The sequence below is a fragment of the Virgibacillus kekensis genome (assembly GCF_042654125.1).
In the GTDB taxonomy this organism is placed as follows: domain Bacteria; phylum Bacillota; class Bacilli; order Bacillales; family Amphibacillaceae; genus Lentibacillus; species Lentibacillus kekensis.
Genome location: NZ_JBHSFU010000007.1, coordinates 213,499 through 238,267, shown reverse-complemented (window position 1 = coordinate 238,267; position 24,769 = coordinate 213,499). Strand labels below are relative to the sequence as shown.

Here is a 24,769-nt window from a genome sequence, read left to right as displayed (position 1 = left end):
GATCCATCCCCCTTTTGGATTATTTTAACCGTCAATCATGTATGAGGCATTCGATTTAACCAGACTCTCCATGCCACCTGGATGAAAAGGTAGTAATTTATTAGCTTTTTCAAAATCCACCCATTTAATCTCTGATATCTCATCCTCATACTGGATGGCTATCTCGCCTCCAGTGATCGTTGCCTCAAATGTAAAAAATAACGCATGATGCCCCTTTTCATGGAAAAACACTTCATTTACTGCCACTATATTGCCGGCTTCGATAGTTAAACCGGTCTCTTCTTTTGCCTCGCGAACGACTGCCTGTTTTAACGTTTCTCCCTTTTCAACCTCTCCGCCAGGCAGGGACCACCTTCCACCTACATTGTTCACCAGGAGAACCAGCCCCTCTTCTTCTTTGCAAATAAACGCATACGCAACATCGACTCTTTTCAATTTGCTGTCCCCTTAAAAAGTTATTTAATATCCATCGTTGTTATAACTCCTGATTGAATGTAAAGCTTGCTCGGCACCAAATCGGATAATTTTCTTTTCAAGGTTCATCCCCAATCGTTCTAAAAGGCTGCAGGAAGATTTATTAGCTGTTTGTGTTTCAGCAACTAATTTTGAAATCTTTAATTCATTAAATGCATAGTGAATTATCTTCTCCACGACCTCAGTTGCATAACCTTTTCCCCACCAATCAGGATGAAGCTGATAGGAGATTTCAATATCACCTTCATGATGTGAACTAAGAGAAACAAGGCCAATGAACATCTTTGTTTCCTTCTCCTTGATTACCCAAAAAAAAGCATCCTCTTCAGGGAAAATCATTCCCTCAATAGTTTCTAGAATGGTAGACTCTGATGGGATACCTCCAAGAAATTTTCTTACTTCTTGGTTTGTGTATAATTCCTTAACATCATTAGCATCAGACTTCTGAAAAGCTTTTATGAAGCATCGCTCGGTTTCAATCAAGCCATCACTTCCTTTGTTAAGATTCCCTTCATACCGTTGAAGTTTAGACGGACAGCAGTTATTTGTTTTTTGAATATTTACATATTATAGCACTTAATAACTACAGTTGGAAGGGATTACAAAAATAAAACCACCTGCAGATTTTATCAGGTGCAAGTTACAAATATTTCATATATTGATACAAAATTTTATACAGTAAATCCTTGTCGTAACCACATCTTAAATTAACTCTTTCCACCCATTCATCAAGCGAACCAGCCTTCTTTTCTTTGTACAGCCCTACTGTTGTACTTAGAAAACTCTGCCAGTTACCAAATTCCCAGTGGGCTATTTCAGAATTATATGGTACTCGACATTCCAAAAGTGGGATAGGCTTAATTAAATTCTGCGAATGCTCAGCAGCATGTAAAAAATAGTCTGTTTCAATAGGCCTAATATCGTATGTCTGGCTGGAAACACTGCCGTTAGGTCGATGATATAATACTTCTAAACTATCTTTGTCACATCTAAGTCGAACATCTGCAGCAGGAAAGAAACCACTAAGTTTTTCATTTGTATAATCTTCGTGATCACGCTCCACCAATATCGGTTTTATCCACTGATCACCTAAATCGCACAAGTAACGGTTGCCTGACTCATCTAAAGCAATTACAGCAACATGGGCATCTTCAGTTTTTAAGCCATGGCCAATTGGATATGCCTCTATTCCGTCGTGCTTAAATTCATCAAGTAACCAAATTGCAAGATCGAAACAATTCCCCGATGTTCCATATCTTTGTCTGTGTTCCTTCATTAAAGAAATATCACGCTGCTTTTTATCGCTATTTTGATTATAATTCCATAGCTTTGTTAGAGTTTCCATTGAGAAATCATTAAACTTTTCCCAGGTTGCAAGGATACTTTTGGGAGGAAAAATAGTAACACCCCGCTTTTTTTTTATAATAGAACGAGGAAACTTTACGAATTATAAGGTGTCCTTTACAGTTTTATGGCGCAAAATTGAACGCTAGCAATAATAAGTAGGCCATGGCCCCAATCAGTACTAATGCCAACAAAAACCCAATTAAAGCCATTAACTTCTTTTCACTCTTTTTAAAGAAGGCAATTATACATAGAACCAACGTTACTGGAACACCAACTATTTGAGCATATATTATAGTCGTGACCAGGCCTTGCTGGGACATGGGAAGGTTTGGCATAACGAATAATGACATGATCAATACTATAGGTATACCAAGTGAGAAATAGCTTAACCATGAATACTTTCTCATGTAATCTCCCCCTGAGGATGATGAACTTTTAAAATACCTGTCATTCACTTACCTTCATCTATACGTGTTTTTACTGAAATAATTACATCTATAATTTTTCACTTAGGGTGGTTTTAATCCCTAAATCTTCCCATCAATATAGTGTTATAATATTTTCCGTCTGCTAGTAATTTGTCCTTTTTTAAGATACCTTCTGATTCAAAACCATATTTTTTGTATAAGTCTATAGCCTTTTTATTGGTTTCAAGAACATTCAACGTAATCTTTTTAATACCCGTTGAATCTGCCCAATGAATAGATTCCTTTAAAAGATTTGTGCCAATACCGTATCCCCAATACTCTTTTAGAACGCAGACTCCAAATTCTACTTTGTGCAGGGTTCTCTTCAGAGTATTTCCTTCGCATCTGGAGAAACCTACAATCTTTTTATTGACTTCAGCAACCAGAAATAAGTTATTGGGACATTGCCGGTCTAATCAAATAAGAGGGATTTCCATTAATCTTTCTGGTTCCGACTTTCATTACCATTTCAGCCCTTTATATTAATCTTTTTGTCGAAGGATATGTTGTTCTGTTAGTAGATCCCGCAAGTTCATTTTACTTCTATCCAATGGAAGCCCTATCATTCCTACTCGTTCGGCTGCTTCAGTGTTTTCGGTTTTATCATCAATAAAAATACTCTCCGTGCTAAGTGCCTGTGCTTGATTTAGAGCGATATTATAAATGGCCTCAGCTGGTTTTGATTCTTTTACAAATGCAGATAGGATAATTAAATCAAAAAATTTTCGAATCCCTAATCTATCAAAGACCCAGTCCATACTTGGCAGGGCATTTGATATCACAGCCAGTCTGTACTCCTTGCTTAATTCCGAAAGCACATCTTTCACTTCAGGGAAAAGCTCACAATTACCAGCAAAATGAGTAAAGTGAAACAATTCATTAGTTAATCCCACTTCTCCAAATTCCTCGGCCATCGCCCCATAGTACTCCTTGAAGTATTGTTCTTCTTCATTCCAATTTGTTATGAAGGGTATTTTAATGAGCTTTGCCTTCATGATAGCGGAATCAATTTTTGATTTCGGATATCCTCTTTCCATCATTAAATGCCTTACTCTGTCATCTCCTTTTAAAGGAGTATCAAAAAGAACACCCCCTGCATCCAGGAAAATCATTTTCACTTCATTATCCATTTACTTCATTGCCCCCATAAATACTCCTAAATACTTTTAAAATACTCCCGTAACGCTCTTTCATAATTTAATAGTTCCTTGTTTTCTGTTTCATCAAGTAGCGTATTGCCGAGTTCATTGACAGCTTTACTGAATTCCTTTCCATCAAACAGAGTTAACGCTGTGAAAACCGCAATCACGCTATCACCAGGAAGTTTCTCTTTAGCTTGTTCCAGGTAGGCAAGCGACTTAAATAAATTGCCCTCAATCCGATGGGAGGATGCCAAACATACATAGCAGTCTCTTAATTCTTTCGCATTCTCAATCCCTCTGTTTAGCGCCTCTTCGTAAAAGGGAATGGCCTCTTCCTCGTTGCCGACATTGTCATAAGTCATGGCGGCATACAAAAATACTTCCCCTGGTGCCTTAGCTTCGTTGGTCAGTTTTGAAAAATACTCAATGGCTTCTTTGGGATGACCTTTTTTTAATAAATCCCTTGCTTCTTCAATTTTGACTCTATAATTATTATTCATTGTCAGTTGCCTCTCTTTAATCCTAGTATTACTTTAATTTCAATGTCTTCTTTAAAGACACCGGAACTATCAATTGCCAGAAGTTCCTCCCGCAGATGGGTTTCAAAAGGTTCAGCCCTTTTTCCTAGAAACCGCTTTGCGCCATAGGAAGTTGAATACAAATTACCGATAATCGATTCAATTGTCCATATGTGTTCATGTGCCGGCAGCTGATGAATTTCCATTTCAAATTGCGAATCAGCCACTATTTCCTGGTGACTTACAGAAGGATGCGAATATGTAGTATTACCTGCCTTTCGCTCCTCACCGTACCAATGCTTCCTGACCTCTTCCACTTTCTGTTGCCATGGTAAAAGTTCTTTATCCGGTGAATAGTCATCGATAATTGCAACTCCGCCCCCGTCGGTCACTAAGAGGTATAATGTATCCAAGGTAACCTTTCTGTCCATCCAGTGAAAGGACTTAGCCATAGTAATTAGCCTGAGTCTGTCATCGGACTGGCCTTTATATTCTTCAATATCGCCAGTGAACCATCGGGTGTTTTCCACTCTGGCTTCGTTACTGATACGTTTTGCTTCTTCAATCATCTCAGGTTCTTTATCTATACCGACTATCTCTTCAAACCAGTCGGAGAATCTTATAGCAAGCCTGCCTGGCCCACAACCGAGATCAAGCATCTTTCCCTGTCCATCCAATTCGAATTTTTTCACCAGCGCTCTGACTAATGAAGTGGGATACATTGGTCGGTAGCGCGAATAATATTCTGCTGCACCTTTAAATAAATTATCTTCGTAGAGCGTCATCAAAATTGACTCCATTCAAATTAAATATAATCAAACACCTTTACATCAACCTCATCTATGTATCCGATGTCCTCGTTTAAATCCCACAGCAATATTTTAGATGTTTCATCGTTTTCCCGAAATGGCTTAAGCTCATCTACTTTTTTAAAATATGCAGGATTATGTTTCATTGTTTGGTTAGAAACCCTTTTCTTTTTTAATATTCCAAGAAACTCCATGTCGTCTACTTGCTGTCCGGTTTCCTCACAAAGTTCCCTGATGGCGCATTCCTTTGGTGTTTCATCTGCCTCTCTTTTGCCCGCCGGAATTTCCCACTGCTGTCTCCATATGTTATAGCAGAGCAAATAGTTCCCTTTGCATTCTATTACCGCAAAGGAACCAGCCAGTGGGGAATAATTGTCCATTTCACTCTCTTGCATACGAATAAATTCTACAAACTCGTAGCCATGATTTTTTGTTCTAATCATTTCTTCTCGCCATTTCCATTAAAAAATCCTTAGCCATATAATAAGCATTAGTCGTAAACAATTGGGTTTTAATTTGATTTCCTCGGAGCATACTTCCAAAGTCCTCAAAGTCAACCAGCTCCATAGCTATCTCTTCTGTATCATCCAAGTCCTGATCATATGCCTGATAGGCATCCACAATCATGTACGTCGTTACCGTGTTGGTTTGTGTTGCCGGGTTCACCATGAACTCTCCTAGTTTGAGCGGATTTCGCTTGGATGTATATCCTGTTTCCTCGCGAACCTCTCTGATGATTCCTTCCTCATGTGATTCATTTTCCTCGATTTTTCCAGCAGGAATTTCCAAAAAGAAGTCACCTCCGGCATGACGGTATTGCTCCACCAGGACCAGTTTATTTTCTTTAGTTATAACGATCGCGTTCACCCAGTCATCGTATTCGTTAACATAATAGTCCTTGATCACCTTTCCATTCGGGAGTTCACATTTATCTTTGCGTAGATTCCCGTACGGCGATTTGTATATATGCTCTGAAGCTACTGTTTTCCACTTTTTCATCTGTATCCCCCAAACTTTGAATTCGGGCCGTACGGCAGGCTATCGCTAAAAAAAGAAGAAGGTGAACTGTCTCTAATATCCGTTGATATCCAGTTAACTGCCTCGAGTAAATCATTCGCAATAAAATCAGGCTCTATTCTCTTCCAATTCTCACGATATTTAGTCAGCGAGCCCTCTCCCCATCCCGTCTTAACTAATACCTTTTTAGCTCCTGCCTTTTCTGCAGCGAGCATATCAGAGTCACCCGTGTCTCCTACCACGTAGCATTCTTCAAGCTCCAAATTATGCATCTCTTTCGCCTGCAGTAACAGGCCAATATTAGGCTTTTGACATACACAATGGTCTTCAGGTTTATGAGGACAATAAAAAATGCCATCTAGGTATGCCGAATGTTTTCTCAAATCCTCTTCCATTAACCTAAAGCCCTCCAACAATTCTTCTTCCGTAAAATAACCACGACCCACCCTGATTTGGTTTGCAAAAAGAAATACTTTTATTCGCAAATTATTCAAGACTTTTATTGCATTGGGTGTAAAATCATACATTGAAAAGTCGAATGGATGCATCCCCCCTCCTGTCCCTCCCATAGTTCCGTCACGGTCTAGAAATACAGCTTTCATTTCTTACCTCCTATCTAGTTGACTTCTAGATAACCAATTCAAAAATTTTGGTTATCCAGCCTTCATCCTCCACAACACCCAACCTGGCACATAGTGACTTATGGATGCTAAGGAATTCAGGGACCATACTTTTCATCACTTGGAGAATATCAGTGGTGTTCCTGCCACATTTCCAACTCTTCAATAATTCTAACTGCCGATCACTCAACTTGCTTCTTTCACCTTCATATCCGGCCCAGTCCCCAAAAGAATTTGGCTGGACCCCGGAATCCATATACCAAGCCGCTGCCATGGACAAGCGTAAACTATCCACACATTTAAGGGCATAATAATATTCGTCCCGCATCGCTCTTCTGTATGCTTCGTGAAAATGGGCGAAAAATTTAGTTCTCCATAGCTCAAATTCTTCATAACTAGGTTCATAGCTTAAAGATGTGGACTGCTTCTGAATATCAGCCATCATACCATCTGTATCTTTAATTATTTTGATATTTTTTAACCAGACAGACGGCTGTATATGTTCGGGTCTGTAGTAAAACGTATCTACCTTAACAAAACAATCAAAGTGTACAACCGTATATATCGAATTAGGGTTCACATCTTCCAAAAAAAGAATATTGCCCCAGTTTTTTGGACGGGTATTTTTGGCCTGTATGTAGTCCCGTATCTTCTCGGACCTTACTACAATCCTTAGATCGATATCGGAATAGTTATCGGTATTTCCATTACCGATTGAACCACCGTAAAAAACTGACAAAACGTTCTTATCCTGTAGAAAATCATTTTCAATGTTAACCATGAGCTCCCGCCGTTGACCAGGAAGTTCTAAATCTCTTTTTCTATGATTAGCTGAAAATCCCACTCACTATCAACCACTCCTTAATCGCTAAAATTTATTTCTGAACTCGGTTGTACTTCCGCAAACCAGCGTAACAAACCATTATGATGGTTAATTATTTGCTGAGCTGTGAGTTCCTTTGTATCCCATGTACTGTGCGTATCTGAAATCAGCGTAACTTCATAACCCATGCTGAAAGCTCTTCTGCAAGTTGTATCGACACAAATTTCAGACTGTATACCAGCAAGATACACATTGGTGATATTTCGATCTCTTAGTTCCTGATCCAATGAAGTTTCAAAAAATGAGTCCGGGGTATTTTTCTGAATGATGACATCGTTCTCTCGTGGGGCTATCTGGGGATGAATTTCCCATCCATGCGTTCCATGTTCCAAGGGTTCACCAGCTGCTTCATTATGTTGAACATAAAACACTGGCCTCTTGGCCAATCGTGCTTTGTCCGACAGACCACTTAAACGGTCCAGCAACTTTTCACCATTATAAACGGTGAAACCTTTCTGAAACATTCCATTTTGGACATCAATAATTATTAGAGCTTTATTAGTCATCGTAATCTCTCCCGTAATTCTTAGATTCGCATGCCTTTTTCTTCATACCAGCGGACAATACGCCATTCCCCATCAGACTCCTTACGCCAGACCTCCAATGCAAGCGCCCTAACCTTTGCACCTGTTTCACTATTCCGATGGATTACTTCATATGATCCAGCAGCCTGAGTATCTGACTGAGGAACGACACTTAATCCTGTAAAATCAAACTCGATGTTTTTCCCTTTATAGAAATCTGCCGCCTGGCGGTTCCCTTCCTTTATTCCTTTCGCATCAAAATGTTCAACCTCTCCCATCCACGGCATATACATTTTGCCCTGGAAATCCTCAGAAATAAAACTGTTCATTTCCTCGTACAACCCATCTGAAAACCTTCGATATAACTCCATCATACGATAAATCCTATAAGATACATCGTGTTCAATGGACATTAATTTTTCCTCCAATCCATAATATATCAAGCTCATTGTTGCTCCCTTTTATAGACTGATTCAGACTCCTATCTAAAGGTTAATAATGAAGCATCTATTCACCAATCATGCCTTCTTATTTACGGACCCGCTTGTTTAAACAACATCCTGTTTCAGACAGATTTTATTTAATTTAGAAAATTATTTAAGTCTTTCATCATTTCACTTAGAGCTTTTAAAGAAGAGGTATAGTCGAATGGCTCAACATCTAATGAATGGTTAGCATTGTCGATTCCTTTAATCACTAAGTTCGACTTCTCATCAAGTTTCTTTATTTTCTCTTGGACATAGTGAGCATCATTCTTTCCAATGACCATAAATGTTTCATTTTGACTCTCAAGTATTCCCTTATAAAACAAATCAATTTTTAATAATGGAGTTAATAATATAACTTTTGAGTGTGAGTAATTTTCATTTTTGGCTAAGCTAGCAGTAATAGGAATGGTTCCAAGCGACTTACCTAAGAAAATTGTTTGGCTATACTCGCCTTTTTCTAAAACATCTTTAACTACAGTAGTGACATCTTCCACCATCAAATCGGTAAATTCATTTATTGTTAGATTAAATTCACGTTCATCGTATGAATAATGAATATGAATCACGTCAAAATTATTTTCCAGCATAATCATTGTTGAATAATAAAATAAAGGTTTGTCGTAGTTGTATCCAGCACCGGAGAACATAAAACAAACAGCTTTTGAATCATTTACAATGTGAGTGTATTGAATCGCCCTGTTCGACTGGGTATATGAAGTCTTTTTTTGAACTTCCACTTACTTCTCACTCCTCTACAGTTCAACTCTCTAAAAGTACAATACAATAAGCAAGCTTATCCTCTTAGTGGAGCTATTCGTCACTTTGCATTAAATTTTTAGTAATGTTCAATTTCCAAAAGTCCCTCACCATTTCTTTAAATTTCTCTTTTTCTTCCAAAAATGGTGAGTGGTTGCTCTTCTCAAATATATATAATTTAGAGTCGGGTGCAAGTCTATGTATTTCTTCTGAATAAACTAGTGGGCACTGGGAGTCATGCTTTCCGCAATAGACTATCGTAGGTGTGGTGATATTTTGTATGTCATCCCTAATATCATAGTTTGGGAGTTCTTCATAGGAGTAGTAATCCAGCCTTTTGCGGACAACTTTTCCACTGCTGGGTTTAGAGAAATATTTATCAAATCTCGTTGGATCGTATAATGACATTTCCGTCCATTCCCTGCTAGCTTGCTGTTTTTCTTCTCGGGTCGCTTCAGAGGAATTTAGGATAGAAAATATCTCTTTCAATCGTGCATTTTTTGAGTTTTTGTAGCTATACATGCTGTCTTTATGTTCCATATAATCATTAGTTGCTGAAGCGCCTCCAACCATCAACCTATTTAGCAAATCCGGATAATTGGCAGCATATATCAGACCCAATATTCCTCCTGTTGAATGTCCGGCAAAACTCCACTTCTCCAAGTTAAGAGCAATCCGTATAGCTTCGAGGTCCTTTACTGTTTCTCTCATGCTTAATTCTTTATCCAAGCTAATGCTGCTGGAGTTTCCGGCCCCTTTGAGATTTACAAGGTAAACTGTAAAGTTCTCAACAAACATGTCGGCAAAATAATTTCCACGCTCATTAAATTCACTGTATAAATGCGTTACACATAATGGTACGCCTTGACCGGCAACAAATACTTCGAACTGCCCTCTATCGGTAATAATTATCTTTTGCTGCCACATTTTCCTTCCACCTTTTCACTGTTTTAAATTATTTTAATTGTAACATAATTGTAAATAATAACTATATCTCTAGTCATAAAAAATAACCCAGCCTATAGACTGGGCAGACCAAATTACTTGTTGATTAAGATAAAGTCTTCTTCACTTATTTCCATTTCTTCTGGGACACTGCCATGGAATGACTTTCGTTTTTTAACAAGTACCATGGTTTCTTTATCCATTGTGCGTTTTAAACCCTCTGCCATAAAGTTAAATGCCAGGATGGTTAGAACAAACATCATAATTGGAACCAATGGAATCCAAGGTGTAGAGACTAGCTGGCCATAATACTGTCCAATCAATGCTGACCATTCTTTCGATTCAGCCTCGAGTATAATTTTCCCCTCAAACATAGTTGCGTAAGTACCACCGAGGAACAAATTAAATAGCCCAAGATGCATTAACAATAAAAGCGTTTGCACATTCTGCTGAAGGAATATCAGCAAGAGCCGTGGCCATAGATGTAGACTGACATGTCTTCTAAGAATCTGGATTCGACTGCTGCCAAGCGTACGAGCACTTGTGATAAATTCGTTTTTTAGGATAAGACGTGTTTCTTCTTCAACAGTTTTTGTCACAATAGGTAAAGCAAGAACTGTAAAAACGATAATCTGAAATATAATCGTTTCCGTAAGACTGTATTGAGCCATCCCGCTCCCTTGTAAATGCAGACTCACCCCACCAGCAGTCTGAATTGGAACAAGTGTCGGGATATCATATACAACCGGCTGTAAAATAAAATAGGCTATTAAAGTTATAGGCAGAAACTGAAACGCATCAAAAATTTTAGGAGACCACGGACTTGGCTTTTTTACAAGTGTACCCCTGATCACTCCCAAAACCGTGGAGATAATCAGTCTTAGTGAAGCTACTATCATTACCGTCAACAAGGTATATTTGGCTCCATCAATCGCTTTATAAAGAAGATTGTCACCCGTACTGTCGGTGCCAAGTGGAAACTTTAGGGAAGGGGGGAATGGCGCAGCACCCAGCAGCTTCCCGTCCTCCATTATTATTTTGACATTGGGAGTCACGTAATCTTTTATAACAGCACTGTAAAGAAAACTTGCAATCAACAGTCCAAAGATAAACAGAAAACTGATAAGGAACAGCGGATTTTTAAGAAGTCTCTTATACATACAGTTCACCCGCTTCCCCGGTAAACTTTCCTGCAATGTACTTAATAAGAAGTTGTACTATGAAAATAGGAATAAAAAGCATAATCAGACCGAGCGTGAAAATTTCCGCTGAATAATTGGCAAATATAAATTGTGTGATGCCGTACATGTTGAACAGGTATTCAAGCATTACCATATTCGCAAGCATAAGCCATAGCACCGGGCCAATATGGATAACAATTCCAGTCAGCGCATTCCTGAGAATATGTTTAAAAATAACAACAACGTTCCCCACACCTTTTGCGCGTGCCATGTCCACATAGTCCTCGTCCAGCTCTGTCTCAAGAGATAGTAGTGTCACTTTGAAGAGATAGACACATGGAAGAATAGCGAGCGTTACTATAGGAAGAAAATAGGCGTACTCCCCGCCAAGTGTCACAAAATTAAAAAGCTGTATCCCCATATTCTGATGAATCCAGACCACCAGGATTTGAGCTGAGAAAATAACTACTATATCAGGCAGAGATTCGACTATAAATACCAAATATTTAACCATGCGGATTTTTTTATTACGGAGGAAAATGATTGTACAAGCAAGCAGGAGAGCAACAACTGCTGCCACCAGAAATGCCCCGAAAAATATAGTAAGCGAATAAAAATAAGGCTGGAAAAGTGCAGGAAAAAGATCCCTTTCTGTCTCGGAGGCATAATGTTTATATGTAAGTTCATTCGGCTGGATTAAATGAAGAACAATAGATTTCACTTCATTAAGATAACTAATCAAATCTAGTGAAAATCCATTAAGTAAACCCGGCAGTGCACCTATCAGTACTATGCCAGCTATAATCCAGAAAAAATGGGCAACAGGGAGCAAGTATTTCATAATTTGCCTCCTTCCCTAAAAATATACTAAATTAGTTGGAAACGATTATGTATATCCAAGACCTTTCTTTACAGCCCATGAATGATGTTCATGGATAAGCACCTCATGAACATGGTTTATCTCAACCCAAGTTGGAATGTGATCTTCGTATATTGGCGCATGCGCTTTATTTTCTATTCTTGCTGTATAAAAATGACCTCATTTAGGATGGGCTCCTTATTAAGAGTAAAAAAGTATTTTGAAGCCTTACCTATATACGAATCTAATCCCACATAAAAACCTGTTTCTTCCAAAAATTCTCGTTGGAGACACTTCTGATTGCTCTCATTTTGTTCAACTCCGCCACCAGGTAAGAAGTAATGCTCTCTTGAGGTTTTAACGGTTAGTACTTTATTTTTGTCAGGGGAAAAAATAACACCATAGACACCTTTTCTCTCTTTATATTCAAGACCCCCTATTTTCTCTCCAAATACTCTACTCATTCCATTCATCATCCTAGTTAGTTTGCCTTTCCAGAAATTATGTGCCAATGGAGATGCTTAGATTCTTGATAGTCTCCTAAATTAGTAACTACTTTACAGGCTCCATTTTCCTCATTTACCATAGCTGCGACTTTCCTAATGACTTTCATCATTTCTATTAATAATTCATTTTCACTTTCATCCATCGTTATCAATGATGGTATGTGTCTCTTTGGTATGGCAACAATATGTACCGGATAGGAAGGTTTTGTATGATGATAAGCTAATACATTTTCTGTCTCCATCACCTTCTGAACCTTTGTTTTTCCACTAAGTACCTCGTCACAATAAAAGTCGTTAGTCATGTAATCCTCCTAATAATACTAGTAGTAACCTCATCATGTGAATCTACAAAAGACTTAACCTCTGAGATACACTTATCATCCGCCCAGTGTACATAATGATGGCTGTCTATTTTTTTGATTTGAAGATTTGGCGATGGTGCAATCTTTTGAACCGACTTCTCTATAAAACGTTCCCTCTTAGGATCAATGTCGTGAAATGAGGCATATATCAGTAAACAAGGTACAGTTAACTGTTTAAGCATCTTCGGTAAGTCCAATCGATAGTAACCAAACATAAGTCGCAGACCCTCATGTGTGAAATCTATATCTTCTTTCAATGCTTTTGTTATGTATTCGGATTTGGGAAGCTGAAATCTTTCACAAAACTCCCCAAGTCTTTTCTCATTATCTGCTTCTGAGGGTTCTGCAGATTCTTTTGAACTAAAAAGTCCTGATACTTTTTTCGCAAACATATCTCCTAAAATCCGCTCCGCTATACTTAAAATCGGAACGGCGTATCCCAAAAGACCAAATTCTGCAGTCTGGAACCTGGGAATCTTGAAGTGCCCTTGATCTAATAAAATTATCTCAGCGACATCATCGGGATAAACAGTAGCAAAGCACATGGCTACGCCGGCCCCCATTGAATGTCCCACAAAGGTTACCTTCTTCAAATTATGTTGGTCAACATAATTTTTCACCCAGGAAGCAATCTTTGTCTTTGAAACATTACCGCTGATTCCGTTGCTTTTTCCCATGCCGGGTAAATCCAGTAAATGACTTTCGTATTCATCTGATAGTGCTTCAGCGATATTGAGTCCTTCCATCCCAGAAAACCCTGCTGCAGGTAGAAAGATTAAAGGTTTACCCCTACCAATAACTATTGAATGATAGCTTTCCATATTGTACATCCCTCTCCATTTTTACCGTTACTTCGATGAACACTCTTTAAGGGGCTTTTGCTTGAGTCCTATACTGGGATATGAGTATGCACCACCAAACAAATAAATATAAGTATCCCGTGATAGCATAGATAGCCCATATGGACCCCTTTTGAAACTCAAAAATTAAATGTTCAAGTTCATCCATCCCTCGTAATCTATAGATACTATTAATAAAACTAATAATCGGAACAGTAATTACAAATACAGACGCAATAATAGATAAGCCCCTCATTCTCTTGCGGGTCACATAAACTATTGCAGTTATCAAGGTTGCTAAATGAAATAAATAATAGATTAAGATCGCCCAATCTGGGAGAGTTTCCCAATGCAACTTTTTTCACCCACCTTATTTTTTAAACTGCGTTTAATAGAGTTAGTCAAAAACAGCTTCCTTGTTCGGATTTATGTAAAACGAAAAAAGCATTTCTATTTGTTCTTTAGTATTTCTACCCGTTGAAAGTTCAGGAAGATTATTTTCAGAGAAGAATTTAACAGCACTGGTTTCATTGCCGATCCCCACTTGCCCACCCGTCAATTCACATAAAAAGAATGCTTTGTAGTAATGGTGGGATTGAGGTGGATGGGGGTGTTTGTTTAAATCCAGCAGTGCCGCTAACTTCTTGGCATGCACCTCATACCCGGATTCTTCTTTTATTTCTTTAACAATATTTTCTGATGGGGACAGACCCACATCGCAAAATCCACCGGGCAGTGACCACTTGTCGTCAACTTTTTCCTTTACCATTAAAATCCTGTTATCTTTAAAAACAGCACCACGGACATCAACTTTGGGAGTTTGGTAGCCTGTTTCATTGGCGAACAACCCCCTGATTTTTTCCATCTCCAAACCTGTATACTCTTCCATTATTTCCAGACTAAGGACCCGTAGCTCTTCATACCTTTCTAATTCGTATATATCCTTTGAAAACGATAATCCCGCTTGGGAAATCGATTGTATCTTTTGTGCCCACTCTAGCCATTTGAAACTCATATTCCACCCCGTTTGCCTGAGTCATAGTTTATTTATAATTGAATAGATGAGGAAACCCACTAAGGTAAATATCCCAGCTCCTATTATTACTTTTACTGGGGAGATAACACCTACTGCAGTATCGTAACTGGTGGGCTTGACTTGGATAACCGTCCACCACTCGTTTCCGGAAGAGAAATATATAGCATAAAAGAGCCAAAGGAGGAAGGCTAAAAAGGCTAGTAATGTTATAATTATCTTTTTGTTCAATTACTTATCCCCCTTCTCCATTATCTTTTTTACATTTCTATTGATATTCTCAATTTTGAGCTTCCTCTGCGATAAGGTCAGAAAGCATAGGTACTTGCTCAGCCAGCACTTCCTTATCCGTACGCCATTCAAATTTTGGTCCTACTCCCCCGTACTCAAGGGCTGTAACCCATGGCTTGGGTATAGTCCCATCTTTTATTTGCTGAACAACCCAGGCAGCAATATCCCAGTCTTCGCTGGTCATCGGCATGCTGTCACGCAGACGTCCTTTTTCATCTGCCTGTATTCCCGTTATATGCAATTCTTTAATACTCTCAAGTGGAAGACTTGAAATATATTTACGTACATCGAGTCCGAGCAACATGGATGTCATTCGGGCATGCGCCGTGTCTAGTAAAAACCCGCATCCTGTCTGATTAACAATTTCGGTTAAGGCTGCTGGATCAATAATGGGCTGAAGCATATTTTCGCCCTCGCCTCTGCATATAACATTTTCCAGAATTATATTTTCCATCCCCACCTGCTCAGCAACCATATTGATATCATGAACTACTGCCTTTACTATTCGTTCAGTATCTTCTGGTTTTTTTGTGAAGACATCGACATCCGGATAATCCTTTGTAAATGCAACTGCGTGAACGTTAACATACGGAGTATTTGTGCGGCTCCTCAATTCATTTATGGTATTCCAATCAACTTTATCCATCTGTCCCCGCCCGGCATTTAATCCAAAATGTATATAGTTTGGTTTAACACTCTCCGCCTGATCAATCAGGTCTCTGCTAAAGTCGGGACACTTAAAAATATCTATATTTATTTTACGTTCCCTCACCAGCTGCTCCGCTGCCGGTGAATAGTTAACTGCCAGTTTCATATATTCGCCTCATTTCTGTTTAAAGTTACTACATACGCCCGCTCAAAAGTTTAGCCCACTGTTCTTCTTTGTTATAATTCAGGTCCCCCACTTTCCATTTGCCGTCTCTTTCGCCGAACCAGAGGCGAACATTTTCTTTAACCGTTTTCTTGCCGTTCATGCTTAACACTAGATCAACAGTGCCCACTGGATAGGTGTCATCGAGTACAACACGGAGTCTTTTATAATCAACAATATAAATCCCATTATTCCTTAAATCCTTTACCCGCTGAATCCACTCTTCTTTTGCATCTTTATAGGAAATAACCGGCTCAAGATCTGTTGCACGATCATAAAAGTATACGCTTTCAAAAGCTTTTTCATAGTTTTGATCAATAACGTTTTCGAGAACTTCCTTTGCGGCACTTTTTGCCTGTGATTTATCGGTGATTCCCGGCATGAGAAGCATGATTATCAAACCAATCAGCACTATTCCCGCAGTGAATGCAATACCTTTTTTCACTTCAACCCCACCCTCAAAAGAATTTCTTTTCTAGCCTTGTTTTCCTGTACCGGTTCGTTTCTTCAGTTCGATGACATTTCCAACACAACCAATTAAACCGCCAACCGCTAGCAATAGGGGAATAAAAGAAAGATTTGAGATTGGATAACCGGTTAATAAACCATATACACCATAACCGCACAATATAATGCTTCCAACCAAGCCGAGGAAAGCTCGTGTGGATCTGTTCATATCTGCCACCTCCCTGTAAAAATGAAAAATTATCATCTTTATTATTTCAAATTTTTTACACTTAAACAATAAGATGTGCAATATTTCTGAAAAAAATATTAGTTAGAGGTGATGACGGTTGTGTACTTTGCCGGTGAACCAGGGACCGGGAAGGATTTTGTCAGTCTTGTTAGGAGTCCATTCTCCTTATAAGTACCCTAAAAATCTTCGGTGAGGATCCTGGTTCCGTTAAAGGGAAAAAACGCCGCCTCAAAGGAGGTAAATTGGATCCTAGTTCCGTTAATTGCCCAAAAACAAGGAAAAAGGAGGGTAGAAAGCAGAAATAGCGGAATGTGGCCTACATATCATGCCCCAACCATATAATTTAAGCGAGATAATGGAATGAGGTTCCACACAAATCAGCGATGCGGATTCTGATTCCGCTATATGCACTTATGAGCTTCGATTGCCTATTGAGAATTTTGCAGACCTAAAAGATGCTTGAGGAATTAATCAGACGAAAAAACCATCAAACCGCTAACACGGTTTGATGGTTTTTCATTCATATTCTGAGTGGTCAATAAAGAATAACTGAATTACATAGATTAACAGGAATACAGCCATTGCCAGTGAGCCCCAGCCAAGTGTTTGCTGCTCGACTAACAAGTAGTTATTACATATCTGCTCATCAGAACCAATGTATAGCACCGCCATAATGCCGAACATGATCACGAAAAAGATATAGACTGCATTTTGCCAAGTGTTACTTAACTTTCTCCAGCTGTCACGGAGCGGAATACCAGCCAGAAATGGAAGACTGATAAACTTGAAAACTTCCACCGCCTGCATGGTAATCGCCTCATCCATAGAGCGTGGGAGCATCCAATAGCTCCAGATGATAATAAATAAAATAATCCCCGGTATGCCATTTGAGTTCCATTTTGCAAATAAACCCGGGAACTTGATCTGGAAGAATCGTGCCATTAGGAATCCGGAGATAACCAGAAGTGGCATTTGCATGTGCATATGCACAATCATCACGGATTCCAGCAGGTTGGATACTGGCGGGAGAATCATAAAGATGAGCAGCAGTAGACCATAGAATGCCTGTTTCATCGTTATTCCCCCTCTTTTTTCAGGGTGGTAATTACAGTATCCGCGGCCGCATCAATTTTGGTATAGTCCATCACATTTAACAGGTGACCTGTTTTGCCAATAAAATAGAATGCACTGTTATGGGTGAAATTCCCATTGCCATCAGGAATCACAATTACGCCCAGCTTCTCAAGCAGTGTGTTAAGTTCCTCTTTATCATTGATGCGGGCCATCCGCCATGTTTCGCCATCACTGTTAAAATAAAACCTGTATTTTCGCAGTGTTTCTGGATCGTCTCTTTCCGGGTCAAAACTGATACTTAAAAACAGAATATCCTCACCAATATATTCAGGTGGAATTTGCTCATACACATCTGCCATATTCATTTCCAATTGGGGACAGACAGTTGTGCAGCTCGTATACATAAATGTCAGGAATACATATTTATCCTTGGCCAGTTCGTCAAATGTGTATACCCGCTCCTTGCTGTCTTCAAGGGTAACAGCAGGGAATTGCGGTTTATTTTGTAAAATATCGTAGGTCCTGGCGCTCTCTGCAGTAAAAGCACGGAATCCATCAGTACCTGTATAGAATAAGACTAAGCCAAATATGAGAACGGTAATAAGTGCTATTGTATTATGTTTATTTTTGATCAAATTGATCACATCCCGGGATGGTTTTTTATTTGAAAGAGATAGCCCACCTAGGACTATCTCTTCTTTTTTCTATCTCTTGCTTACCATGTTTTGATTGGCGGTGAACCAGGAGGGCCGTTGACGATAAAGTCGACAATAGGCACTACATAAGCCATTGCCACAACCATTAGCATGAGGATAATCCAAATGCTCCAGCGTTCGGTCCATAATGGTGTTGGCGATTCACTTGCTTCCACTTCACCAACCGGAAATTCAGATTCTCCTTTAGGTGCCAGGAACATCATGTTGAATACGGCGTATACCTGGATGATAACTCCTAACATCAGCAGCGTCCCGCCCAGTGCCATCACATATTCGTACGGCACCCAGCTTAGTGCTGTTGGATGATCCCCATATGTGGTGAATGATGTTCTCCGTGGGTCGCCAAGCAATCCTACAAGGTGTTGGGAGCCTGACATGAGCAGCATACCGACAGTCCAGACGATTGTTTGGATAACACCCAATCTGTTCATTTGCGGTGTTAGTTTCCGTCTGGAGAGATATGGGACTAACCAGTAAGTAATACCAAAGAATGTAAGTACCACCGTAACTCCGACTGTAATATGGAAATGTCCTACAACCCAAAGTGTGTTATGAACTACCTGGTTCATTTGGTTACTTGTATTGATGATTCCACCTGCACCACCAGGAATGAAAGCAATCATCGCAATCATAGGAGCAAGGAAACGAACATCGCCCCATGGCAGCTTAGTAAACCATCCAAGCAACCCTTTACCACCATGTTTCCTGCCCGCCCGTTCTAACATCGCAAACATAGCAAATGCAGTCATAAGTGATGGGAACGCGATTGATGTACTCATGAACACGTGCAAGAATTTTACTGATTCTGAGATTCCTGGGTCAATAATCTGATGGTGGAATCCACCAGGAATATTAAGGATTACCAGCAGGACAACAACAAGACGAGCAAGTTTGTCATTGAACACATTCCCTCCGATAATCTTCGGTAATGCCACATACCATGCAGAAGTGGCTACCAAATACCAAATGTTTACGAGTGTGTGACCGAAACTCCAAAACAGTGTACGGGCCACCATGATGTTGACTGTTTCTTTCCAGCCCAGTGACCATGGAATTAATGTCAGCACTTCAACAGTGACACCAATACTTCCGAAGAACCAGAGAACAAAAACCCCCATTGCAAAGAAAGCATATAAAGGAGTTACCTGCCCACGATGGTTTTTGCGCCAGTTGTTATAGTTGATAAATGCTCCGAAACAACATGCCCATATTCCAAGAACCACAAAGACTAAACCGATATAGAATATAGGTGAAGCCGCAAGTGGTGGATAGAATGTGTACATAACAGAAGCTTCGTTCATCACAACTGTGTAAACCACCAGCACCACACCGAAGAGCATTAGTCCAAATCCGGTCCAGGCAAGCTTTCTGACTGAAGGCAGCAGTCCACCCAGCGTGTGGGAAAGTGCTGCATACATATAACCGATTGTAAATGTTGCTGTAAAAACCAATATAAGCAATATACCGTGTGCAGTCAGCACTTGATAATAATTGAGCCATGATGGCAATTGTAAAAGGCCAGCCCGTTCAAGTCCCTGAATAAGACCTAGAACTCCACCAATTAGTAATACAATAAATGCTACAGATAAATATGATTTCGATAGTTTTGCATCAAGAGGGTTGACTCCCAGCTTTTTCGTTGCTTTTTCACGAAATGATTCATACGCTAATGCTTCCATTTATATTCCCCCTCCTTACTTCACTGTGATGGTTGTGGACATCATCTGATGACCAGCCCCACAATATTCATTACATAAGATTAGATAACTTCCAGGTTCATCAAACGTATGCGTGATTTTTTGAATGTGACCAGGCATTACCATTGCATTTACATTCGTACCGGCAATTTGAAAACCGTGAACAACGTCTTTTGCAGTCATAGTGAATGTAACTTCCGCTCCAGCAGGAACTTCAATGTTACTTGGGTTAAAGCCGAATGCCTGCAGAATCATGACAACTTCATATTTGTTTTCGCCAATTTCGCGTACTCCCGGTTCATCAAAAGGAGCGGTTTGATTCACTTTTTGTGGATCGATTGTTTCCTTATGACTTGGAGGCCCCATTCCAAGCGCGAAAGCCTGATAACCAACGACCACCATAAAAATTACTAATATACCAGCGCTTAATCCGAGCCAGATTTCCTCAAATTTATGCATGCTCTTTTCCTCCTAAACTCGTGACATATACAGCGAAAATACCGCTATCCACATAAAAGTTATAATTCCTCCAACACCGAATACAGAAAGCAGCAGTGTACCTTTTAATGAACGTTCTTCCTTGTTGTGATCCGGAGTCTCTTTTTTGGTTACTTCCATCACCGTTTCCCCTCCTCTGTCTTCCTTCTCTTACATCATAGTTTGGAAAGAGACCTGCATAAGTGAAATGAATCACAGGCAGGTGTGATTTTAATTACTGCAAAATAAGTAATTGAATGTTTCTTGAAAATCAGCCCATAAAAAAAGAGTCAAACCCTTGGTAGATAAGGGATTGACTCACTAATAAAAGTTGTTATTGTCTGTAACTTTTTCGCCATATTTACGTTAATTTTTTAACTGCTATCTGTAAAGACGACATCTGTTCAAGCTGTCCCCCCGCTAGACTATATTTCGGCAGTTGTCCCGTCCTAATTATACTTTTAACAAAAGCTGTTTGGAAAAGAAATACAAATACGTTTCTTCGATTGGCTGGTGCCAGATTGTCTCGATAGCATGCCGATACATGTTGAGCTGGACTTCATACCGTTTAAGCAGCTTTCCTTTCAGCTGGTCGGTAACGTCCTCCCAAATAGTATCGGTCTTATAATCGAGAATAACCCAGCCGCCGTCCAGCGGAATAACACAGTCGATTACACCCTGCACCAGGACCTGTTCATCGGTCTCACTGGTCCAGTTGGCATATACTTCACTTGCCGGAAGGGTCAAACTGAAGGGTACCTCACGATATATTTCGGACGAATCCATAATCATTTGAGCAATCGGTGTCGTGAAAAACTGCTCGATTGCTTCAATATCAATTACATCGGCTTCCTGCCTGGTGAGAAGCTCCCGTTCCACGAGTTCCTCAACAAACTCAGCAATTGCATGTTTATCCATCGGTTTGCTGAGTGGTATATGCTGCATAACTGTATGCATTGCCGTTCCACGTTCAGCAGCTGTTATTGCTTTTTCTTTTTGCATGAATGCTGGTCGCCGTACAATTGGTGCCCGGAACTCCTGAACAAGCTGATCACCGCTGTATTCATCACGACTTTCACGCTGACGCTTTATTTCGGTTACCGTCTGCTTAGCCCGAGACGTTGCAGCCTCCCGGAATGGATACATATAATTAAGCCGGCGGTCGACGAATTCGGCGGTCTCATCGTCATCCAGATTAAGTGGCTTCCACTCGGTAATGTTTTCTTTTCGTTCCATTTCAGCCTGTTCCGCACCATCGTCCAAATTGACCAGCGAGCTGCCGTGCACTATGGAGACATTCCAATCGGACGGATCGATTTGGATTGCATCAAGGACCTTGTCATCCACCTCCATATTACGAAGTGGGCCAGTGCTCTGGTGACGAATCAAGGCGGGTCCCACCCAGTCAAGATACGTCTTCGATTCAATCCGGAAATGCGCCGGAAGAATCCATTCCGCATGATCGATCATCCGCTGCCATTTCTCTTGTTTCTTTTCAAATGATGCAACATTTCCTACCATCACCAGTTTCTCTTTGGCGCGAGTCAATGCTACATATAGTACACGCATTTCCTCGGCTAGAAGTTCCCGTAATTTCTCCTGCTCAAGCGCATGGAAAAACAATGTGGGATATGTGATCCGTTTAGCGGGATCAATATATTTACTGGCAAAACCCAGGTCTTTATGCAGCAGATAGCGCTGACGGAGGTCCTGCAGGTTGAACTGCTTATCCATCGCACCAAGTATGACAACAGGGAACTCAAGTCCCTTACTTTTATGGATAGTCATAATCCGAACGACATCTTCCTGCTCACTTAATGCTCGTGCAGCACCTAAATCATCACCTCGTTCTTCCATCCGCTCAATAAAACGAAGGAAACGAAAGAGACCACGGAACGATGTTGTTTCATAGCCACGAGCCCGGTCATACAGTGCCCTTAGATTCGCCTGGCGCTGGCGTCCGCCCGGCATACCGCCGACAAAGTCATAGTATCCGGTCTCACGGTAGATTTGCCAAATCAGTTCGGAGAGCGCTCCCTGTCTGGAAGAAATCCGGTAACGCTCCAGCCGCTCCAAAAAGTTACTTACTTTAATTGCGGTATCGCCGTTGTTGGTCCGGTTAAACGCCTGTAATGCATCATAGTACGTTCCACGCTGATCAGCCAGTCGCACCTGTGCAAGTTCTTCCTCATCGAGCCCGACAATCGGGGACTTCAGCACAGAGGCAAGTGGAATATCCTGGCGTGGGTTGTCCACCACCTTCAGAAGACTGAGCATGATTTTTACTTCGATTGCATCAAAGTATCCGGTGGAGAGTTCAGCATAAACCGGAATCCCCTGCTTTTTCAGCTCATCAACAATAGTCGGCGCCCATGTCATCGAGCGCATCAGGATAACCACATCACGGTATTGCATATCACGCTGGGTACCGGTTGCTTTATCAAATACCTTTAGTGGTGGTTCTTGTTTCTGGCCAATCCATTCTTTAATTTTTTCCGCATAGGCACGGGCCTCTAGCTGCGCCTTTTCAAGATCCTGGTAATCCTCTTCTGCATCCGACGTCGGGTCTTTGTCCTCTGGGGCTTCGCGATCAATAATCATCAGTTCCGGTTGTGGTGTCGAGTGAGGCAGCTCATCGTACATCTTATTGCCATATATAAGCTCTGCATCCTCGTCGTAATTAACTTCACCAAGTTCCTCATCCAGGATCTGCCGGAAAATATAGTTAGTCCCTGTCAGGACATGTTCCCGACTGCGAAAATTACTTGAGAGATCAATGCGTCTTGCCGGAATATCTTCATCGGCAAAGCGCTTGTATTTTTGGATAAATAATGACGGTTCCGCATGCCGGAAACGGTAAATACTCTGCTTTACATCGCCGACCATAAACATATTTCCAGGTCCAGTCTGGTCACTTATCAGGGTAAGAATTGTCTCCTGAACCAGGTTGGTATCCTGGTATTCATCAATTAGTAGTTCGGTGAACTGCGCTTTAAGATTTTCCGCAACGTTGGACGCTACAACCCGCTCTTCAGTGGAAGCTTCCTGATTAATTAGAAGCTGAAGACAATAATGCTCCAGGTCAGAGAAGTCAACGATAGCCCGCTCTCTTTTCTGTTCGGTGAACCGCGCCTTAAATTGTTTCACAAGTTCAGTCAGCTGCCGGATTACCGGGGCCAATTCCTGCATGTCAGCTACATGACCTGCCAGGTTACGACTAAACCAACTGCTTTTCATTGCGGCCCAGCGGTCTTTGTAGCTGTTACGTAAATTCTTGGCTTTTTCTTTTTTGGCATCATCACAGTCCGCTTTTTTGCCGGAAAGACGGGCAAAACTGCTCCCTGCCATAAACGTCTGTAGATCATCCCATGAATTCATATATGTGAGCGAGGTGCGCAGCATTTCTGCATCCGCTTCAATTGTATCAGCGTAATGGTATGGACCGCCACTTTCCCGAGTCAGTTCCATTGCCAGATCGATTTCCTGTCCGATAGCTTCCAGCTGGTTTTTGACCTCTCGCTTAATGATTTTAAGCCATTCCAGATCCTCTTCCTGCCAATTGTCAGGAATGTCATAAACATCAGCTAGTTGATCAAGCCATTTTTCGGGCCAGGGATTCTGCACTGCAAACGTGTACAGGGAAAGAACAAGACTTTCGACATCGGTATCACTCCGGTCGCTTGAAAACCGATCAACTACAGCAAAGAAGTTCCGTTGCTCTTCCCCTTCTTTTCCATACCAGTCTTCAAACAGATCATCAATTACTTCTTGTTTGATCAGATCTGCCTCCATGTCGTCAGCGATCCGGAACGCTGGGTCAATCTCAAGCAGATATGCATACTGTTTGACCACTTCCAGACAAAAAGAATGCAGGGTCGAAATGGACGCGCGCTGAAGAAGGGACAGTTGTTTTTTTAGATGCATTGAAGACGGATCTTCTGCCAGCGCCTCCTCAAGCGCAAGGCCAACTCTGTTCCGCATTTCCTGGGCTGCTGCATTGGTGAACGTCACAACAAGCAGGGAATCAATATCGACCGGATTATCCTTCTTAATCAGCTTCTGGATAATACGCTCGACCAATACAGCAGTTTTGCCGGAGCCTGCTGCTGCGGCAACAAGGATGTCACTGCCATCGGTGTAAATTGCTTCTTCTTGTTTTTTTGTCCAGTTAACCAT

Annotated in this window: 31 protein-coding genes and 1 pseudogene; all 32 read right to left on the bottom strand. The window is 40.7% G+C overall.

What is annotated here, in order from left to right; translation table 11 throughout:
• Window positions 1-24: 24 nt before the first annotated feature.
• Window positions 25-435, bottom strand: a complete 411-nt coding sequence (locus ACFO3D_RS13530) for an NUDIX hydrolase (protein WP_390296902.1) — start codon at window positions 433-435, stop codon at window positions 25-27.
• Between the two features lie 24 nt (window positions 436-459).
• Window positions 460-957 carry a GNAT family N-acetyltransferase gene (locus ACFO3D_RS13525; protein WP_390296899.1) on the bottom strand — a complete coding sequence of 166 codons (498 nt, stop codon included), beginning with the start codon at window positions 955-957 and terminating at the stop codon, window positions 460-462.
• A gap of 157 nt (window positions 958-1,114) precedes the next feature.
• Window positions 1,115-1,819 carry a hypothetical protein gene (locus ACFO3D_RS13520; RefSeq protein ID WP_390296896.1) on the bottom strand — a complete coding sequence of 235 codons (705 nt, stop codon included), beginning with the start codon at window positions 1,817-1,819 and terminating at the stop codon, window positions 1,115-1,117.
• A 124-nt stretch (window positions 1,820-1,943) separates the two neighbouring features.
• Window positions 1,944-2,228, bottom strand: coding sequence for a hypothetical protein (locus tag ACFO3D_RS13515; RefSeq protein WP_390296893.1), 285 nt, complete (start codon window positions 2,226-2,228; stop codon window positions 1,944-1,946).
• Window positions 2,229-2,341: 113 nt separating this feature from the next.
• Window positions 2,342-2,686: pseudogene (locus ACFO3D_RS13510) on the bottom strand (N-acetyltransferase family protein); the annotation flags it as partial.
• Window positions 2,687-2,770: 84 nt separating this feature from the next.
• Window positions 2,771-3,418, bottom strand: a complete 648-nt coding sequence (locus tag ACFO3D_RS13505; RefSeq protein WP_390296890.1) for an HAD family hydrolase — start codon at window positions 3,416-3,418, stop codon at window positions 2,771-2,773.
• Between the two features lie 26 nt (window positions 3,419-3,444).
• Window positions 3,445-3,930, bottom strand: a complete 486-nt coding sequence (locus tag ACFO3D_RS13500; protein WP_390296887.1) for a tetratricopeptide repeat protein — start codon at window positions 3,928-3,930, stop codon at window positions 3,445-3,447.
• 2 nt (window positions 3,931-3,932) lie between these two features.
• The gene (locus ACFO3D_RS13495; RefSeq protein WP_390296884.1) at window positions 3,933-4,733 is read right to left on the bottom strand and encodes a class I SAM-dependent methyltransferase; all 801 of its coding nucleotides are present in this window, start codon (window positions 4,731-4,733) and stop codon (window positions 3,933-3,935) included.
• A 20-nt stretch (window positions 4,734-4,753) separates the two neighbouring features.
• On the bottom strand, window positions 4,754-5,200 hold the full coding sequence (locus tag ACFO3D_RS13490; protein WP_390296881.1) for an NUDIX domain-containing protein: 447 nt from the start codon (window positions 5,198-5,200) through the stop codon (window positions 4,754-4,756).
• On the bottom strand, window positions 5,193-5,756 hold the full coding sequence (locus ACFO3D_RS13485; protein ID WP_390296878.1) for an NUDIX hydrolase: 564 nt from the start codon (window positions 5,754-5,756) through the stop codon (window positions 5,193-5,195). Before ACFO3D_RS13485 ends, ACFO3D_RS13490 begins: the two co-directional genes overlap by 8 nt.
• A complete protein-coding gene (locus ACFO3D_RS13480) occupies window positions 5,753-6,376 on the bottom strand; it encodes a D-glycero-alpha-D-manno-heptose-1,7-bisphosphate 7-phosphatase (protein ID WP_390296875.1) in 624 nt (207 codons plus the stop codon). The genes ACFO3D_RS13485 and ACFO3D_RS13480 overlap by 4 nt, the downstream gene beginning before the upstream one ends.
• Window positions 6,377-6,401: 25 nt before the next feature.
• A complete protein-coding gene (locus ACFO3D_RS13475; protein ID WP_390296872.1) occupies window positions 6,402-7,175 on the bottom strand; it encodes an aminoglycoside 6-adenylyltransferase in 774 nt (257 codons plus the stop codon).
• Window positions 7,176-7,255: 80 nt separating this feature from the next.
• Entirely contained in the window at window positions 7,256-7,783 is a 528-nt protein-coding gene (locus ACFO3D_RS13470) for a cysteine hydrolase family protein (protein WP_390296869.1), read from the bottom strand.
• 20 nt (window positions 7,784-7,803) lie between these two features.
• Complete coding sequence (locus ACFO3D_RS13465) at window positions 7,804-8,214, bottom strand: Cif family virulence factor (protein ID WP_390296866.1); 411 nt, start codon at window positions 8,212-8,214, stop codon at window positions 7,804-7,806.
• A 167-nt stretch (window positions 8,215-8,381) separates the two neighbouring features.
• Complete coding sequence (locus tag ACFO3D_RS13460; RefSeq protein WP_390296863.1) at window positions 8,382-9,026, bottom strand: alpha/beta family hydrolase; 645 nt, start codon at window positions 9,024-9,026, stop codon at window positions 8,382-8,384.
• A gap of 73 nt (window positions 9,027-9,099) precedes the next feature.
• Window positions 9,100-9,972 carry an alpha/beta fold hydrolase gene (locus tag ACFO3D_RS13455; protein ID WP_390296860.1) on the bottom strand — a complete coding sequence of 291 codons (873 nt, stop codon included), beginning with the start codon at window positions 9,970-9,972 and terminating at the stop codon, window positions 9,100-9,102.
• A gap of 113 nt (window positions 9,973-10,085) precedes the next feature.
• Window positions 10,086-11,150 (bottom strand): hypothetical protein, encoded by a 1,065-nt coding sequence (locus tag ACFO3D_RS13450; protein ID WP_390296857.1) that lies wholly within the window; start codon window positions 11,148-11,150, stop codon window positions 10,086-10,088.
• A complete protein-coding gene (locus ACFO3D_RS13445) occupies window positions 11,143-12,012 on the bottom strand; it encodes an ABC transporter permease subunit (protein WP_390296854.1) in 870 nt (289 codons plus the stop codon). The genes ACFO3D_RS13450 and ACFO3D_RS13445 overlap by 8 nt, the downstream gene beginning before the upstream one ends.
• A 173-nt stretch (window positions 12,013-12,185) precedes the next feature.
• On the bottom strand, window positions 12,186-12,494 hold the full coding sequence (locus ACFO3D_RS13440) for an NUDIX domain-containing protein (protein WP_390296851.1): 309 nt from the start codon (window positions 12,492-12,494) through the stop codon (window positions 12,186-12,188).
• Between the two features lie 17 nt (window positions 12,495-12,511).
• On the bottom strand, window positions 12,512-12,838 hold the full coding sequence (locus tag ACFO3D_RS13435; protein WP_390296848.1) for an HIT domain-containing protein: 327 nt from the start codon (window positions 12,836-12,838) through the stop codon (window positions 12,512-12,514).
• A complete protein-coding gene (locus ACFO3D_RS13430; protein ID WP_390296845.1) occupies window positions 12,835-13,719 on the bottom strand; it encodes an alpha/beta hydrolase in 885 nt (294 codons plus the stop codon). The genes ACFO3D_RS13435 and ACFO3D_RS13430 overlap by 4 nt, the downstream gene beginning before the upstream one ends.
• A 415-nt stretch (window positions 13,720-14,134) precedes the next feature.
• Complete coding sequence (locus ACFO3D_RS13425) at window positions 14,135-14,752, bottom strand: NUDIX hydrolase (protein ID WP_390296842.1); 618 nt, start codon at window positions 14,750-14,752, stop codon at window positions 14,135-14,137.
• Between the two features lie 21 nt (window positions 14,753-14,773).
• Window positions 14,774-15,001: a hypothetical protein gene (locus ACFO3D_RS13420; protein ID WP_390296839.1), complete on the bottom strand. Its 228-nt coding sequence runs from the start codon at window positions 14,999-15,001 to the stop codon at window positions 14,774-14,776.
• 49 nt (window positions 15,002-15,050) lie between these two features.
• Window positions 15,051-15,875: a multinuclear nonheme iron-dependent oxidase gene (locus ACFO3D_RS13415; protein WP_390296836.1), complete on the bottom strand. Its 825-nt coding sequence runs from the start codon at window positions 15,873-15,875 to the stop codon at window positions 15,051-15,053.
• Between the two features lie 28 nt (window positions 15,876-15,903).
• Window positions 15,904-16,377, bottom strand: a complete 474-nt coding sequence (locus tag ACFO3D_RS13410) for a hypothetical protein (RefSeq protein ID WP_390296833.1) — start codon at window positions 16,375-16,377, stop codon at window positions 15,904-15,906.
• A 30-nt stretch (window positions 16,378-16,407) separates the two neighbouring features.
• Window positions 16,408-16,608, bottom strand: a complete 201-nt coding sequence (locus ACFO3D_RS13405; RefSeq protein WP_390296830.1) for a hypothetical protein — start codon at window positions 16,606-16,608, stop codon at window positions 16,408-16,410.
• A 537-nt stretch (window positions 16,609-17,145) separates the two neighbouring features.
• Window positions 17,146-17,703, bottom strand: coding sequence for a hypothetical protein (locus tag ACFO3D_RS13400; protein WP_390296827.1), 558 nt, complete (start codon window positions 17,701-17,703; stop codon window positions 17,146-17,148).
• 2 nt (window positions 17,704-17,705) lie between these two features.
• Window positions 17,706-18,338: an SCO family protein gene (locus ACFO3D_RS13395; protein WP_390296823.1), complete on the bottom strand. Its 633-nt coding sequence runs from the start codon at window positions 18,336-18,338 to the stop codon at window positions 17,706-17,708.
• 80 nt (window positions 18,339-18,418) lie between these two features.
• Window positions 18,419-20,098, bottom strand: a complete 1,680-nt coding sequence (locus tag ACFO3D_RS13390) for a cbb3-type cytochrome c oxidase subunit I (RefSeq protein ID WP_390296820.1) — start codon at window positions 20,096-20,098, stop codon at window positions 18,419-18,421.
• A 15-nt stretch (window positions 20,099-20,113) separates the two neighbouring features.
• Window positions 20,114-20,575: a cytochrome c oxidase subunit II gene (locus ACFO3D_RS13385; RefSeq protein ID WP_390296817.1), complete on the bottom strand. Its 462-nt coding sequence runs from the start codon at window positions 20,573-20,575 to the stop codon at window positions 20,114-20,116.
• Window positions 20,576-20,587: 12 nt separating this feature from the next.
• Complete coding sequence (locus tag ACFO3D_RS13380; RefSeq protein ID WP_390296814.1) at window positions 20,588-20,737, bottom strand: cytochrome c oxidase subunit 2A; 150 nt, start codon at window positions 20,735-20,737, stop codon at window positions 20,588-20,590.
• Window positions 20,738-21,046: 309 nt separating this feature from the next.
• Window positions 21,047-24,769: a helicase-exonuclease AddAB subunit AddA gene (gene addA, locus ACFO3D_RS13375; protein WP_390296811.1), complete on the bottom strand. Its 3,723-nt coding sequence runs from the start codon at window positions 24,767-24,769 to the stop codon at window positions 21,047-21,049.

What these genes read in the sequence shown, in the direction of transcription:
- ACFO3D_RS13520 (WP_390296896.1), bottom strand. Translation starts at nt 1,819, where the DNA reads ATGGAAACTCTAACAAAGCTATGGAATTATAATCAAAATAGCGATAAA.
- ACFO3D_RS13515 (WP_390296893.1), bottom strand. Translation starts at nt 2,228, where the DNA reads ATGAGAAAGTATTCATGGTTAAGCTATTTCTCACTTGGTATACCTATA.
- ACFO3D_RS13505 (WP_390296890.1), bottom strand. Translation starts at nt 3,418, where the DNA reads ATGGATAATGAAGTGAAAATGATTTTCCTGGATGCAGGGGGTGTTCTT.
- ACFO3D_RS13500 (WP_390296887.1), bottom strand. Translation starts at nt 3,930, where the DNA reads ATGAATAATAATTATAGAGTCAAAATTGAAGAAGCAAGGGATTTATTA.
- ACFO3D_RS13495 (WP_390296884.1), bottom strand. Translation starts at nt 4,733, where the DNA reads ATGACGCTCTACGAAGATAATTTATTTAAAGGTGCAGCAGAATATTAT.
- ACFO3D_RS13490 (WP_390296881.1), bottom strand. Translation starts at nt 5,200, where the DNA reads ATGATTAGAACAAAAAATCATGGCTACGAGTTTGTAGAATTTATTCGT.
- ACFO3D_RS13485 (WP_390296878.1), bottom strand. Translation starts at nt 5,756, where the DNA reads ATGAAAAAGTGGAAAACAGTAGCTTCAGAGCATATATACAAATCGCCG.
- ACFO3D_RS13480 (WP_390296875.1), bottom strand. Translation starts at nt 6,376, where the DNA reads ATGAAAGCTGTATTTCTAGACCGTGACGGAACTATGGGAGGGACAGGA.
- ACFO3D_RS13475 (WP_390296872.1), bottom strand. Translation starts at nt 7,175, where the DNA reads ATGGTTAACATTGAAAATGATTTTCTACAGGATAAGAACGTTTTGTCA.
- ACFO3D_RS13470 (WP_390296869.1), bottom strand. Translation starts at nt 7,783, where the DNA reads ATGACTAATAAAGCTCTAATAATTATTGATGTCCAAAATGGAATGTTT.
- ACFO3D_RS13465 (WP_390296866.1), bottom strand. Translation starts at nt 8,214, where the DNA reads ATGTCCATTGAACACGATGTATCTTATAGGATTTATCGTATGATGGAG.
- ACFO3D_RS13455 (WP_390296860.1), bottom strand. Translation starts at nt 9,972, where the DNA reads ATGTGGCAGCAAAAGATAATTATTACCGATAGAGGGCAGTTCGAAGTA.
- ACFO3D_RS13450 (WP_390296857.1), bottom strand. Translation starts at nt 11,150, where the DNA reads ATGTATAAGAGACTTCTTAAAAATCCGCTGTTCCTTATCAGTTTTCTG.
- ACFO3D_RS13445 (WP_390296854.1), bottom strand. Translation starts at nt 12,012, where the DNA reads ATGAAATACTTGCTCCCTGTTGCCCATTTTTTCTGGATTATAGCTGGC.
- ACFO3D_RS13440 (WP_390296851.1), bottom strand. Translation starts at nt 12,494, where the DNA reads ATGAGTAGAGTATTTGGAGAGAAAATAGGGGGTCTTGAATATAAAGAG.
- ACFO3D_RS13435 (WP_390296848.1), bottom strand. Translation starts at nt 12,838, where the DNA reads ATGACTAACGACTTTTATTGTGACGAGGTACTTAGTGGAAAAACAAAG.
- ACFO3D_RS13430 (WP_390296845.1), bottom strand. Translation starts at nt 13,719, where the DNA reads ATGGAAAGCTATCATTCAATAGTTATTGGTAGGGGTAAACCTTTAATC.
- ACFO3D_RS13425 (WP_390296842.1), bottom strand. Translation starts at nt 14,752, where the DNA reads ATGAGTTTCAAATGGCTAGAGTGGGCACAAAAGATACAATCGATTTCC.
- ACFO3D_RS13415 (WP_390296836.1), bottom strand. Translation starts at nt 15,875, where the DNA reads ATGAAACTGGCAGTTAACTATTCACCGGCAGCGGAGCAGCTGGTGAGG.
- ACFO3D_RS13405 (WP_390296830.1), bottom strand. Translation starts at nt 16,608, where the DNA reads ATGAACAGATCCACACGAGCTTTCCTCGGCTTGGTTGGAAGCATTATA.
- ACFO3D_RS13400 (WP_390296827.1), bottom strand. Translation starts at nt 17,703, where the DNA reads ATGAAACAGGCATTCTATGGTCTACTGCTGCTCATCTTTATGATTCTC.
- ACFO3D_RS13390 (WP_390296820.1), bottom strand. Translation starts at nt 20,098, where the DNA reads ATGGAAGCATTAGCGTATGAATCATTTCGTGAAAAAGCAACGAAAAAG.
- ACFO3D_RS13385 (WP_390296817.1), bottom strand. Translation starts at nt 20,575, where the DNA reads ATGCATAAATTTGAGGAAATCTGGCTCGGATTAAGCGCTGGTATATTA.
- addA (WP_390296811.1), bottom strand. Translation starts at nt 24,769, where the DNA reads ATGGTTAACTGGACAAAAAAACAAGAAGAAGCAATTTACACCGATGGC.